This is a genomic window from Gottfriedia sp. NPDC058432, from assembly GCF_042721555.1.
Lineage (GTDB): Bacteria > Bacillota > Bacilli > Bacillales > Bacillaceae_G > Gottfriedia.
In genome coordinates this window covers 53505-67207 of the sequence record NZ_JBHXLC010000005.1, presented here as the reverse complement: position 1 = coordinate 67207, position 13703 = coordinate 53505, and the positions used below count along the sequence as shown (strand labels likewise).

Annotated in this window: 11 protein-coding genes; 3 read left to right on the top strand and 8 right to left on the bottom strand. The window is 34.1% G+C overall.

Features of this window, described 5'->3' with window-relative positions; translation table 11 throughout:
- Positions 1-23: 23 nt before the first annotated feature.
- Both ACFWM3_RS07260 and ACFWM3_RS07255 read left to right on the top strand, forming a co-directional pair.
- Entirely contained in the window at positions 24-878 is an 855-nt protein-coding gene (locus tag ACFWM3_RS07260; protein ID WP_056468199.1) for a MurR/RpiR family transcriptional regulator, read from the top strand.
- 377 nt (positions 879-1255) lie between these two features.
- Complete coding sequence (locus ACFWM3_RS07255) at positions 1256-2614, top strand: Ig-like domain-containing protein (protein WP_390310880.1); 1359 nt, start codon at positions 1256-1258, stop codon at positions 2612-2614.
- Between the two features lie 113 nt (positions 2615-2727).
- On the opposite strand, the gene ACFWM3_RS07250 is transcribed toward ACFWM3_RS07255, so the two are convergent.
- From ACFWM3_RS07250 to ACFWM3_RS07240, 3 genes are all read right to left on the bottom strand, one after another.
- A complete protein-coding gene (locus tag ACFWM3_RS07250; RefSeq protein ID WP_390310879.1) occupies positions 2728-4062 on the bottom strand; it encodes a (Fe-S)-binding protein in 1335 nt (444 codons plus the stop codon).
- A complete protein-coding gene (gene glcD / locus ACFWM3_RS07245; RefSeq protein WP_390310878.1) occupies positions 4059-5471 on the bottom strand; it encodes a glycolate oxidase subunit GlcD in 1413 nt (470 codons plus the stop codon). Before glcD ends, ACFWM3_RS07250 begins: the two co-directional genes overlap by 4 nt.
- Positions 5472-5557: 86 nt before the next feature.
- Entirely contained in the window at positions 5558-6676 is a 1119-nt protein-coding gene (locus ACFWM3_RS07240) for a CdaR family transcriptional regulator (RefSeq protein ID WP_390310877.1), read from the bottom strand.
- 237 nt (positions 6677-6913) lie between these two features.
- Here ACFWM3_RS07240 and truA point away from each other — a divergent pair, with 237 nt between their 5' ends.
- Entirely contained in the window at positions 6914-7657 is a 744-nt protein-coding gene (truA, locus tag ACFWM3_RS07235) for a tRNA pseudouridine(38-40) synthase TruA (RefSeq protein WP_390310876.1), read from the top strand.
- A 42-nt stretch (positions 7658-7699) separates the two neighbouring features.
- Here truA and ACFWM3_RS07230 read toward each other — a convergent pair whose 3' ends face one another.
- From ACFWM3_RS07230 to ACFWM3_RS07210, 5 genes are all read right to left on the bottom strand, one after another.
- A complete protein-coding gene (locus ACFWM3_RS07230; RefSeq protein ID WP_390310875.1) occupies positions 7700-8929 on the bottom strand; it encodes an MFS transporter in 1230 nt (409 codons plus the stop codon).
- A 180-nt stretch (positions 8930-9109) separates the two neighbouring features.
- Complete coding sequence (locus ACFWM3_RS07225; RefSeq protein ID WP_390310874.1) at positions 9110-10300, bottom strand: MalY/PatB family protein; 1191 nt, start codon at positions 10298-10300, stop codon at positions 9110-9112.
- A 20-nt stretch (positions 10301-10320) separates the two neighbouring features.
- Positions 10321-11883 (bottom strand): maltose/glucose-specific PTS transporter subunit IIBC, encoded by a 1563-nt coding sequence (malX, locus tag ACFWM3_RS07220; protein WP_390310873.1) that lies wholly within the window; start codon positions 11881-11883, stop codon positions 10321-10323.
- A 190-nt stretch (positions 11884-12073) separates the two neighbouring features.
- The gene (locus ACFWM3_RS07215; RefSeq protein WP_390310872.1) at positions 12074-12844 is read right to left on the bottom strand and encodes a MurR/RpiR family transcriptional regulator; all 771 of its coding nucleotides are present in this window, start codon (positions 12842-12844) and stop codon (positions 12074-12076) included.
- A 186-nt stretch (positions 12845-13030) separates the two neighbouring features.
- A complete protein-coding gene (locus ACFWM3_RS07210; protein WP_390310871.1) occupies positions 13031-13453 on the bottom strand; it encodes a VOC family protein in 423 nt (140 codons plus the stop codon).
- Positions 13454-13703 lie beyond the last annotated feature (250 nt).

Here is a 13703-nt window from a genome sequence, read left to right as displayed (position 1 = left end):
AAAGAGAGAGTTGAGTAGATTAAATGAATGCACTAAATGGCGGTTTAATCATGTTAAAGGAAATGCTATATAAACTTCCACCTTCTGAGAGAAGGGCGGCTAAATATATAATTGAAAACCCGGAAAAATCAATTCAATATACAGTTTTTGAACTTGCAGAAAAAAGTCAAACAAGTAACTCTGCAATTATTAGATTATGTCGCTCATTAGGCCTTAAAGGCTTTCAAGAACTTAAGCTACGAATTGCAGGTGATATCATCACGACAACAGAGGTAGGGTCAAGAGATATCAATTTAGGAGAATCAACTGCTTCCATCATTAAAAAGATGACGAACAACAATATTCAGGCAATTAAAGATACTAGCGATATTATTAATGTGAGTGATTTAGAGGAAGCAGTACAAGCTTTAACAAAAGCTAGAAATATATATTTCTTTGGAGTAGGTGGCTCAATGGTAGTTGCCTTAGATGCACAACAAAAGTTCTTGCGTATAAAAAAATATACATCTGCATTTACTGATTTGCATTTGTTAGCTGTTCAAATAGCGAACCATGAGGAGAATGATGTCTTAGTAGGAATTTCATTTTCTGGAGAAACACTAGAGGTTCAAAAAGCTGTTCAAATTGCCAAGGAAAACGGTGTTAACACTATTAGTATCACGGGCTTTGGTTCGAACTCTGTATCAAACTTAGCGGACATTAAATTATTCAATTCTCCACATCGTGAAGCAACATTTCGAAGTGGAGCAACGTCATCAAGGATGGCTCAACTACATGTCATCGATATTTTATTTATGGCTGTCGCAACACAAGAGTACGATCAAACAATTCAGTATATCGATCAAACAAGAACGGCTATTTCTTCTTTAAAAAAGTAAATAATGTAGGTTTACGGAAAAAACAGAGAATAGGCAATTTAATAAGAAGCACAAGGAAATCAATATTTCTTGTGCTTTTTATTTTAAAGAGAGTTATTATGATGGGCAGTTAGGTGCTCAAAAAAATGAAAGGGTAAGTTGGTAGAATATGGTTAACATCAAAAATACAAAGGAGGATTAGAAAGCTGCTTGGGAAGGCAGAAATAACGAAAATGCTATTGTGATTGGTGTTGTCCAATCACTTTGGCCAGGGCACTGTTTAGTGGTCATAAAGTTTTAATAGTATAGTGCAAAATTTTTATTGCACATAGCTAATTATTGAAGGATACTAATAAAGGATTCACTATAACGAACGGAAAAAGAGGGGAAAGAACATTATGATGAAAAAGGGTATTTTATCTTTAGCAACTTTAGGTTTATTAGCTTCACCATTATCTTTCACAACTGCTCATGCAGAAGGAAACGGGGACAATCTATCAAAGAATATGATTGAACATCTTGGAAACGAAATTAAATACTCAAGGTCTTTTTCAGTAAAAAATATTAATAAAATGGGTATTCTTAGTAATTCCACAAGTTCAGACGATGATTTTATTTTTGAGACAGAGCCAAATGAAGAGTTTGCAACTGCAGATAATACTTCCTTCAAAAAACCGTTAATTGGCCAGTTACTTTCAACAGATGAGTATTATGATTATGATTTACATAAAGTAGTCGTACCAAATGATGGACTATTATATGTAGCTGGTTATACTGATTCTACTAATATTGATCTATCATTTTTAGCTTGGGAAAAAGGTTATGTTGAAAGTAATAGATTACAATATTTAGATAATTGGGAAGAAGACGGGATTGAATACCAAGTATATCAGGCAAAAGCTGGTACATATTATGTAGAAGTTTACGATAATGATCAAGAACAAGACATTGACAATAATACAGAAGATGACCAATATGTGATCGCGACTGGATTTGAGGACAATGTAGCACCAATTAAACCTTCAGTAAATAAAGTTGATAATAATGATCTAGTCGTTACTGGAAAGGCTGAAGCCAATTCTACTGTAACAGTTAAAAACGGTAGTACGGTATTAGGAACTCCTACAAAAGCAACATCAACTGGAACTTATTCGGTTAAGATTCCTGTTCAAAAAGCTGGAGTAACTCTAAGTGTTTATGCTAAAGATGCAGCTGGGAATACGAGTGTTGCTGGGACAACAAAAGTTGTTGATGTTATTGCGCCTGCAAAGCCAATTGTTAACAGAGTTGATAATAACGATGTAGTTGTAACAGGTAAAGCGGAAGCTGGTTCTACTGTTGCGATTAAAAGAGGGACAACAACACTTGTGACTGTAAAGGCTACAACTTCTGGAACATATACAGCGAAAATCGCTGTTCAAGTAGCTGGCACTAAATTAACAGTAACAGCTAAAGATGCTGCAGGAAATACAAGTGTGGCAACTACTGTAACTGTCGTTGATGTAATTCCTCCAGGAAAACCAACAATTAATAAAGTAGACGACAATGATTTAAAAGTAACTGGAAAAGCTGAAAAAGGTTCAATTGTGACGGTTAAGAAAGGTTCTACGGTATTAGGATCTGCAACAACTAACACTAGTGGAGTTTATTCAGTTAGTATCAAAGCACAGAAAAAAGGAACAGTCATTTCTGTAACTGCAAAAGATAAAGCAGGAAATACTAGTGCTGCTGCAACATATACTGTTGTAAAACATTAATATTTCCATGAGAGCCAAGGATTTATTCCTTGGCCTTTTTATTGTGTAAATTATATGACGCATAGTAGGGCAGTAAAAAACACAAGGATTAGGTTCCTTGTGTTTTTTTAGAATTAATTTGCTTTATATTCAGCAGCTTTTAAAAGTAAATCAACAATGTGTACAACTTCCACTTGTTCTGATTGATTCTCTCGATCTACACCTAGCTTCATTTGTAATAAGCATCCAGGGTTAGCTGTTGCAATTGTAGTAGCTTGTGTTTTTGTTGCTTGCTTCATCTTGTAATCTAGTATTTGCATCGACATTTCGGATTCGACGATATTATAAATACCAGCTGAGCCGCAGCAACGATCTGCATCTTTCATTTCGTGATAGTATACATTTTGTATTGACTTCAATAATGTTCTTGGAGCGGAAGCGGTTTTCATAACATTTCTTAAATGGCATGAATCCTGATACGTAATAATTTGTTCTGGTAAACTTAATTTTACTTTATTATGAAACTCAACCTCTACTAGAATTTCTGATATATCTTTAAGTTTATTTTTAAACGAAAGAGCTCGATCTTTCCAAATTGGATCGTCTTTAAGAAGGTGGTCATAGTCAATTAGGAAACCACCACAGCCACCTGCATTTGTAATAATATAATCTACTCCGAGATTTTCGAAGGCTTCGATGTTTTTCTTTGCCATATCTTTCGCAATCGACTTTTCACCACTATGACCATGTAATGCACCACAGCACGCCTGGTCTTTTGGAATGACAATTTCACAACCAGCCAATTGTAAAAGCTTCATCGTTGCATTGTTTGTTTCTAAGAACATTGTATCCATTAAGCATCCAGAGAAAAATGCAACCTTCTTTACTTTTTCTTTTAATGGTGGCAAATAGTCAGGGCGTGACTTCATTTGTTTCATAGTCGGGACCTTTGGTAAAACCTTTTCCATTGCAGATAAATTGTTTGGGATTAGCTTCATAATTCCAGCTTTTCTTGCAACGACTTGAAGGCCTGTTCGTTGATATAAACCTAATAGACCAACTGCAAGTCTCATACGTTTTTGATGAGGAAAAAGTTCTTTAAATACAACTTTACGAACAGCTCGTGCAGGAAGTGAATGTTTTTTGTGTTGAGCAATAATATCTCTAGCTTCTTCTAGTAAATGACCGTATTTCACACCAGAAGGGCAAACAGGCTCACATGCACGACATCCAAGACATAGCTCAAGTGTACGTTCCACATCTTCATCTGGTTCAATTAATCCGTCCGTTACTGCTTTCATTAAAGCGATGCGCCCACGTGGTGAGTGTGATTCTTTTTGACCAGATTCAATATAAGTTGGACAGCTAGGTAAACAAAAACCGCATCGCATACAGTTTAAAAGCTCGTCTTCGTTCATACGTTCTTTAAATTGTTGACCGATCGCTTGTTGTTCTTGAAGTGTTGTCATTTTGACACCACCATTCTTTTACGACTGTCTTTTGCAAAGACTTTTCCAGGGTTCATAATATGATTCGGATCTAAAGCGGATTTGACAGCGAGCATTGCGTTAATGCCTTCTTTACCAAGCTTTAATTCTAGGTAAGGAGCTTTTACAATTCCAACACCATGTTCACCTGTAATCGTGCCACCTAGTTCAATTGCTTTTTCAAATATCTCTGCAAATGCCATTTCTACTCGTTCCATTTCTTCGTGATCACGAGCATCGGTAGGACAAGTAGGGTGTAGATTTCCATCGCCCGCATGACCGAATGTACAAATTTTTACATTATGTTTTTCAGCAATCACATTAATTGCAGAAACCATTTCAGCAATTTTAGAACGAGGGACAGTTGCATCCTCTAAAATTGTTGTTGGTCTTAATTGTGCAAGAGCTGAAAGAGCAGAGCGTCTAGCCGTTCGTAATGCTACTGCTTCTTCTTCAGACTTAGCTACACTAACTGAAATACATTTTTCTTGCTGACATATTGATTTTATTAATTCGATATCTCTGTCTACAACTTCCTTAGGACCATCTTGCTCAATTAATAAAACGGCTTTTACATCGGTCGGTAGCCCAATCTGTGCAAAGTTTTCAACTACTTCTAGAGTAGGTTGATCCATAAATTCAAGGGAAGTAGGGATAATTTTATTAGCGATAATTTTAGAAACCGTTTTGGCTGCATCTTCCAAGCTATCATATAATGCAAGCATTGTTTTTTTCGTTTCTGGCATTGGAATAAGCTTTAATGTAGCCTCGGTAATAATACCTAAAGTTCCTTCAGAACCAACAAATAAACGTGTAAAATCATATCCTGCAACATCTTTTGCTAGCTTTCCACCAGTTCGAATAATGTCTCCGTTTGCTAATACGATTTCAAGAGCAATGACGTAATCACGTGTTACACCATATTTTAATCCACGTAAGCCACCTGAATTTTCATTAATATTTCCACCTATTGTAGAAATTTTCATTGAGCTTGGATCTGGCGGATAAAATAAGCCTTTTTCTTCAATTGTATTAATCATATCAAGAGTGACTACACCAGGCTGAACTGTAATAGTTAAGTTTTCTTCATCTATCTCAAGAATATTATTTAAGTGTTTAAATAAGATAACGATACCACCATCTGTTGGACAAGTACCACCGCATAAATTCGTTCCAGAGCCTCTAGGGACAATCGGAATGTGATTTTCGTTACAGATTTTCACGATTTCGGATACTTCTTTAGTCGAACGAGGACTAATGACTGCATCCGGAAGAGCTTGCAAATTCGGTGTAGCGTCATAAGAATATACGAGTCTCTCTACTTTTGAATCATCATAATTTTCTTTTCCAACAATTGCTATAAAACTTTGTGCAATGTCATTTGTAATCATAAATAAATTCCCCCCATTATCTTAATTCAAGTATAAAGAGTTAATAGATGAATTTACTATAGAGGAACATACAGAAAAAACACCAATTAACGGTGTTTTTTTGTAGAATCATCTAGTAGGTATGTTCCGATATACAATTTAACTAAATCTTGGATATCTTTCGGATTCAATTTCGTTAATTCAGTAATTTTACCTAGGCGATATAGAAGTGTGTTGATATGAATATGTAAGGATTGTGCGGTATTTTTAAGGGATTGATTTTGATTTATATATTCTTTAATTGTAATAAATAAATCCTCTTCACTTAATATAGGTGCAATAGTCCGTTCTATAAATGTTTTCTTAATCTCTTGCGAAAGTTCCTGCAGAATTAGATCAATTGTTAAATCTTCATCAAAAATAATTGAACTTGTTTTTAATGCTACTTTTAATGCGCGAGCCGCTTGATGATATGATTTATGTAATTGTTTTGGAGTGATTTGTTGCCCAACGCCTGCAGCAATGGGTGAGTTTAATCGACTTTTTATAATCTCATATAGATCATGTATTCTTTGTAGTTGATGAATATCTTTATTCATATCATCAATTTTCATCAAAAATACAATTCGATTATTGCCCCAACGAACAAATACGTCATCTTTATTTCGATTCGCTAAATCATTTATTAGTTGCCTTGTATCGATTGGGACCATATTGGTATTTTCCCATTCAAAAATAATAACCTGCCTAATATAATTTAAATCAATAGTTAGCATAGTAGAACGTTCATAAAAATAATCATCCCACTCAATATCTTGAATCCAATCAAATACAAATGCTTCTAAAGTTCTTTGTTGCAAATCAATTTGATCAGTATAATAGTTTTCTCTAATTAATAATTCTGTCATCCTACGAAGCATTTCTCCAAAAGGGGAAATTTGCTCGGGATTTCCTGTGATTCCAATTACTCCAACTATTTCATTTTGAAAATAAATAGGAAGATTAATTCCAGCCTTTACACCATTTAAACGATTTTCATCGTCTGATGTGATCGTAAGCGTTTTTCTTTCATTAATTGCAATTAATGAGCCTTCATGAAATGTACCAGTTCGTGCTGGGTCTGTACTTGCTATAATGATGCCATCTGTATTAATAATAATGATATCCTCTTGTATTAACTTTCTAACTTCATTAATGATCTTTAATGCCAACTCATCAAGTACCATGGCAAACTCCTATCACAATTGTTACTATTAGTATAATGTAAAATGCCTCATTTCTACTAAAAGTAGTTTGTGAAAAAGGAAAAAAGTTATGAACTTATCTAGAATGGGCTAAAAATAGGATATGTAATAAAAAAGTGGTAAAGTGTTAAGAGCAGGAATTACAAAAAGATCAGTACTTTAAAATCTTAACGTAAGAGGAAATATAGTACATACATAGTGTTAGATAAGGAGCAAGAGATGAACAATTATAAATTAGTCATTCAATATGATGGGGGCCGATATAAAGGCTGGCAAAGGCTTGGTAATGGTGAAAATACAATTCAAGGTAAAATCGAGAATGTAATATCAGAAATGGTAGGAAGAGAAATTGAAATTATTGGAAGTAGTCGAACGGATGCAGGTGTACATGCATTTGAACAGGTTGCTAATTTTAAAATAAAAGAGAACATGCCTGAAATAGAAATTAAAAGTTATTTAAATCGTTATTTACCTAAAGATATTAGTATAAAGGAAGTTTCAATTGAATCTGACCGTTTCCATTCAAGATATAATACTAGTGCTAAAACGTACATCTATAAAATTTGGAATGAAGAATATACGAACCCATTTATGCGCAAATACAGTATGCATGTAGAAGAGAAACTAGATCTTAAAAAAATGAAGGCTGCAGCCGAGTACTTTTTAGGCGAACACGATTTTACAGCATTCTCAAATGCAAAATCTAAGAAGAAATCAATGGTACGAGAAATTTATTCAATTGATTTCGAAGAGAAAGACGGATTTATCCAAATAAGAATAAGAGGAAATGGTTTCCTTTACAATATGGTTAGGAAAATCGTTGGGACACTAATTGAAGTTGGAGCAGGTAGATTACACGCTGAAAATATATCGAAAATAATTGAATTAAAGGATCGTGCTCAAGTGAGTAATCTTGCGGATCCTGGTGGTTTATATTTGGAGGAAATTGAATTTAAATCATAACTTTAAAAAAAGCATTGGAATTTATAAATTCCAATGCTTTTTTTACTTATATTCGTTATTATTTTTCTTGTTATCCACTACAATACAAGCACTTTCCTTAAATAAAATCATAAGGAAAAAACCAATCAGCATTAAAATTAGCACGAAATAAACTGAATGAATCCACGTTGACTGCTCGCCTTTAATTAGCTGCATCACCCCAATGACAATTACAGCACCTAAATTCCCTGCCATCAAAAGTAGTCCTGTTGCTTCACCGGAAACTTTTTCACCAACTAGCTCTTCCGTAGCTGACAGCAGCAAAGCAAAGGCTGGTAAAAATATGAATCCAAGGACGCTACCTATTACAATTAGAAAAGCAAAATTACCTGAAGTACAAACAGGATAGATTAATAGAAGTGAGCCGATAATCGTGACTAATAAAAAGGGCTTTCTTTTACCAACTTTATCTGAAAACACCGGGATCACAATTGAACCAATAATACCGCCTATTATTAAAGTGCCACCTACAATTCCGGCTTGTTCTGATGAAATTCCGTACGGTTTTAAGATTTGTTCAAGCCAGGATGTTAATCCATTAAAGACTCCTAAACCTAAAAAAGAAACGATGTTTAATAGTAAAAGATTCTTGTTTTTCAATAATTTAAATGTAGTGCTAAAACTTCCTGAAGTACTAGAATTTCGTTTTAATTTTGAGTTATGGTGACCGATGAAGAAGAAGAGGAGTGTTGCAAAAATTGTTAAAATTGCCATGATGATTAATGTTGGTTGGAATCCAAAATGATCTACAAGAAGCGGCGTCCCTGCTAAGGCTACTGCCATACCGATGAACATACCAACTGTGCCAATGCCAGTGGCTGTTGCTTGTTTATTTTTAGGAAACCAGTCAACTACTAAACTTGATATTGCATTTAAAATATAAGGCTGGCCAATCGCAATTCCTATTTGACCAATTAGCAAAAATGAGAAGCTTGAATCGAAAATTCTAATAGTAGAAAAAACGGACATGAAAATGCCACCTAGTAAAATACTAAATCGATATCCAGCTCGGTCAATTACCTTACCTGAGTGAATTGAAAATAAAATATAGATTAATGGAAATACAATTAATAACCAATTAATATCTGACTCAGAAACTTCGTAATGTGATTTTAAATATGAAATTAGAGGTGCAAAATTTAACCAAAGCATTTGACTAATACCAGCAAGTACAGCAAATGACAGTAAGACATACCAGTTTGATGAGAGCTTAACAGCTTTAGTGGACTTCATTCTAACACTTCCCCAATTTATATTCTAAAAAAAGCGATTTAATAGAATATATGTTACTTCACTAATTAATAACTACTTGTTTACAAATTTGAATAAGCAATCTTTAACTATATTCTTCAAATGAATAAACCTCTAAAAGTAGTTTTTTGATCTTCTACTTTTAGAGGTTTATTAAATTAACTATTTCTTAGTTTCTAAGTAATCTATTGCATTTTTTAGCCGATTTAATCCCTCAATAATCTTAGACTTTGGACAGCCGATATTCATGCGGATAAATCCTTTTCCAGCCTCACCATATGTCTCTCCAGGCATGATGGCTACTTTCGCATGATGAACAAGTGCATGTTGCAATTGTTCGCTAGAAAAAGGCAGCCCTGTAATATCAATCCATGCAAGGTATGTTGATTCTGGCACTGTAAATTTAAGATTCGGAAGATGTTCGTTAATAAAATCTTCTACTGTTTTTAAATTATCATGAATATATTCGGTCAATTCATCAACCCACTCTTCACAAGTTTTGTAGGCTTCAATTGTCGCTAACGTCCCAAAAATACTTGCGGATGAAAGGCCATCTCGATTTTTCAATGATAGAAGAAAAGATTGTTTTATCGTTTCATTAGGTAAAATTATATATGATCCGCCTAGTCCGGGAGTGTTAAACGTTTTACTCGCGGAAGTGCATATACACACATTTCTCAAGTCACTGCTAGAGTTTATAATCGGACTATGGGAATAAGGATCATGTACAATATCCATATGAATTTCATCTGAAATAATAAATACATTATATTTATTACATAAGCCAACAATTATTTCGAGTTCATGCTTTGTCCAAACACGTCCTGTTGGATTATGCGGACTACATAGTAGAAGGACCTTGGCACGCTCGTGAGATAGTTTTTGTTCTAAATCTTCAAAGTTGATTCGGTACTTGCCATTTTCGTAGATTAATTGATTGTCAGAAATGAAACGATTGTTATCTTGAATGACTTTAAAGAAAGCATCATAAGCCGGAGTTTGGATAACGACGTGATCACCAACATTTGTCAAGTATTCGATTAGTTTTGAAATCGAATAAATGACACTTGGACTATAAACAATCCAATCTTCTTTTATTTCACAAGAGAATCGATTGCGAAACCAATCTATAATTGCTTCTTTAAATTCAGCATGATTCCATCGCGTATAGCCAAATATACCGTGTTTCATTCGCTTTTCTAACGCATGTACTATATCATCGGGACTTTGAAAGTCAGTATCTGAAATCGAGAATGGTAGTAGATCTGGCACTCCAAATCGATCTTCAATATAGTCCCACTGTGTACAATAAGTACCGGTCCGATCAACTATCTGATCAAATTTGTATTTCATTTCGTACAACCCCAATTTATTTAAGATGATAATTTTTCTAATTGTGTTTTAAGAATACCAACTTGTGGTCCAATAACAACTTGTAAATTGTGTTCGTCTAATTTCACGACACCAAGTGCGCCACAATCTTTTAAAACTTTTTCATTAACAATATTCATATTATCTACAACAAGTCTTAATCTTGTAATGCAGTTATCTAGTGATTGAATATTCTCTTTCCCACCTAAAGCAGTAAGAATTTTTAAAGCTTGAGTATTTGTACCTTTAACCACTGGTTCCTCACTTTGTTGATCCTCAGTTACTTCTTCTCTACCAGGAGTTTTTAAATTAAATTTTAAAATTGCATATCTGAAAACTGAATAGTATACGGCAAACCATATTGCTCCTACTACAGGTACGAGATACCATTTTGTTTTAACTCCTTGTAAAACACCAAAGATAATGAAGTCTAATATTCCACCGTCTGTGTTACCAATTGTTAAGTGTAATAAAGCCATTACCATAAAACCTAGTCCCGTTAAAATAACGTGGATGAAATATAGAGGTGGAGAAATGAACAAGAATAAGAATTCGATTGGTTCAGTGATACCGGTTACAAAAGTTGCAATAACACCAGAGATTAATAGTCCTTTAATTTTATTGCGATTTTCTGGACGGGCAGTATGATAAATTGCAAGTGCTACTGCAGGTAAACCAAACATGAATGTTGGCATTTTTCCTTGAGATAAGAAAGCTGTCGCTGATGGACTGATCGGAGCACCGGCTTTTAATTGTGCATAGAAAATATTTAGAGCTCCTGAAACCGTTTGACCGTTAACGACTTCAGTACCACCGGCTTCTGTGAATCGAATCATTGCAACTAAAATATGGTGAAGACCAAATGGTAGTAGTAAACGCTCACCGGCACCGAATAAAAATGGTCCGAAAACGCCAGATTTTTGAATTATACTTCCGATTCCTGTAATCGCAATTGCAAAAACTGGCCAGATCATCGGAATAATGATCCCAACTACTGATAATGCAAGTGTCGTTATGATTGGAACAAAGCGAGCACCACCAAAAAATGCAAATGCATCTGGAAGTTTAATACTATAAAAGCGGTTGTGTAATAAATAGACAATTATACCGGCGATGATTCCGCCTAATACGCCCATTTCAATTGTTTGAATGCCCATAACCATACCTTGACCGGCTTGACGCATTTTATCTGCCGCTACTAATTGATTTGTTTCTGTTAAATAAAAATTAATTGATAAGTGCATGATGACGTAACCAACAAATCCCGAGAAAGCAGCGACACCTTTTTCATATCGTACAAGTCCAAACGGAATTGCCATTGCAAATAAAACGGGTAAGTATGAAAATGCAAATCCACCAATAGTGGACATAAAGCTAAAAATAACTTGGAGTACAGAATTTCCTAAAAATGGGAATGTCTCGATTGTTGTTGGACTAGTAAATGAGCTTCCGATTCCTAATATAAGCCCCATAAAAGCTAGTAATGCTACGGGCACCATAAAGGTCTTACCTAGCCCTTGAAAAAATTCCCAAAGTTGTGATTTAACGGACTTCTTCTTTGCCATGCTTTTAGCTCCTTCGTTTTTTATTATGTCTTAAGAATACTCACGGCAAAATTGTTTAACAACCGTTTGAGGCGTTTATGTAAGCGTGTACATTTTTTGTATATTGCTTACTTTAAATAGATTAATAAATTCATAAATAAAAAGAGTCAGTGGTGGTCTAGTAATAGACTACTTCTGTCTCTTTAATGTACTAACATATTTTCATTTCGTTTAAATAAGCAATAATAATAAAATCTAATACCATACTTAACGGAAACCTTGAAGTCATATCAAGCTCACCAAAGTACGTGTTTGTAATATAAGCTTGAAGAGATAAATTTACTTCTTTTTGTAAACGATTCGAGTGGTTTCCAGTTATGGCAATCGTTTTAACGTGCCTATTCTTTAAAATATGGGCAAATTCTAACATATGTAGAGTCTCCCCACTATATGAAACTAGTATGGCCAAATCATTTTCTGTTAAACTATTTGCTGCACTACGTAGCTCGTCCCAATCAGTTCGCGCATTACATAACTTACCAGCAAACATGAGTTTTCTAGAAGCGTCGACACAAGCGGGAAGTGAATTACCAACTCCGAATATTTCAACATGTGTACTTTCGTTTAGATATTTAGCAGCTAGCTTAATCTTTTCTTCATCAATATATTCCAATGTTTTTTCCATTTCTTCTTTCATTCTCTCAATATGAGTATTAAGTAGATAGGAAGTAGAAGAAACTGGACTTTGAATCTTATTTGTTTCCATTGAAAGAGTATATTTTAAATCTTGAAAACCACGAAAGCCTAATTGCTGGCATGTTCTACTAATTGTTGCTGTAGATACATAAAGCTCTTTTGATAATTCATCAAGATTCACCTTCGTAATATAATCCGTATTTTGTAAAATATAATCCAATACTTGTTTTTCTAGCTGGCTAAGTTTTTCTCTATTTTGTGATAACCGTTTTAATAGTATTTGCATAAAATTCCACCTACTTTTAGAGAACTAGAATTATACCTTATTATATAGTAAATATTCTGATTGAAAAGAAATATAGAATGAGGAGAAAGATGAGAGTTACCTTAAATGAGGAAATGTAGTAGTGATCTGTAAAAAAAGGAAATGAACCCTATTAATGAAGGATTCATTTCCTTTTTTATTTATAAATTAAAATTCACCAGTACCGTGATTAAACATCCAATGAATGCCGAACTTATCTGTTAGGCTACCATAAGCTTTACTCCAAAAAGTTTCTTGAAGTTCCATTTCTACTTTACCGCCATCACTTAATTTAGAAAAGACAGTTCTAAGTTCTTCTAAGTCCTCACTTAAAAAAGATAAAGAAATATTATTTCCTTGGTTAAAAGGGAAATTAGGGAAAGTATCAGAGAACATAACGTTGCTGCCGCTAATGTTCAGTCTAGTATGCATAACTAAATTTTTCGCTTCTTCAGGTAGTGGGTATTCTGGATTTGGGGGTGCTTCACCGAAAGTCATAATTTTTGGTGTTTCAGTGTTAAATACAGCCGCATAGAATTCAACTGCTTCACGTGTATTACCATTAAAATTTAAATAAACATCGATTGGCATTTTTTTCACTCCTAATGTTATGTATTCAAGACTTTTAAAAGCCTACAAATCCATTCTATCCAAAAAAAGGTAATTTAACAAACTAATATTTGTTAATTGTATGGAAAATTCTGACTTTATTATGAAATGGGAAGAAATAATAGTGGAGTTTTAATTAAGAAGGGAAATTGTATTAATCCCAGGGGGGAATTAAAAGAGGCAACAATTAAAATAGCAATCAACTTCATTGTTAAGCTAATAACAATTTTTT

Excerpts from the sequence above, each read along its gene's own strand:
- ACFWM3_RS07225 (WP_390310874.1), bottom strand. The coding sequence starts at position 10,300 with ATGAAATACAAATTTGATCAGATAGTTGATCGGACCGGTACTTATTGT.
- malX (WP_390310873.1), bottom strand. The coding sequence starts at position 11,883 with ATGGCAAAGAAGAAGTCCGTTAAATCACAACTTTGGGAATTTTTTCAA.
- ACFWM3_RS07230 (WP_390310875.1), bottom strand. The coding sequence starts at position 8,929 with ATGAAGTCCACTAAAGCTGTTAAGCTCTCATCAAACTGGTATGTCTTA.
- ACFWM3_RS07210 (WP_390310871.1), bottom strand. The coding sequence starts at position 13,453 with ATGCCAATCGATGTTTATTTAAATTTTAATGGTAATACACGTGAAGCA.
- ACFWM3_RS07255 (WP_390310880.1), top strand. The coding sequence starts at position 1,256 with ATGATGAAAAAGGGTATTTTATCTTTAGCAACTTTAGGTTTATTAGCT.
- ACFWM3_RS07240 (WP_390310877.1), bottom strand. The coding sequence starts at position 6,676 with ATGGTACTTGATGAGTTGGCATTAAAGATCATTAATGAAGTTAGAAAG.
- ACFWM3_RS07215 (WP_390310872.1), bottom strand. The coding sequence starts at position 12,844 with ATGCAAATACTATTAAAACGGTTATCACAAAATAGAGAAAAACTTAGC.
- ACFWM3_RS07250 (WP_390310879.1), bottom strand. The coding sequence starts at position 4,062 with ATGACAACACTTCAAGAACAACAAGCGATCGGTCAACAATTTAAAGAA.
- glcD (WP_390310878.1), bottom strand. The coding sequence starts at position 5,471 with ATGATTACAAATGACATTGCACAAAGTTTTATAGCAATTGTTGGAAAA.
- truA (WP_390310876.1), top strand. The coding sequence starts at position 6,914 with ATGAACAATTATAAATTAGTCATTCAATATGATGGGGGCCGATATAAA.
- ACFWM3_RS07260 (WP_056468199.1), top strand. The coding sequence starts at position 24 with ATGAATGCACTAAATGGCGGTTTAATCATGTTAAAGGAAATGCTATAT.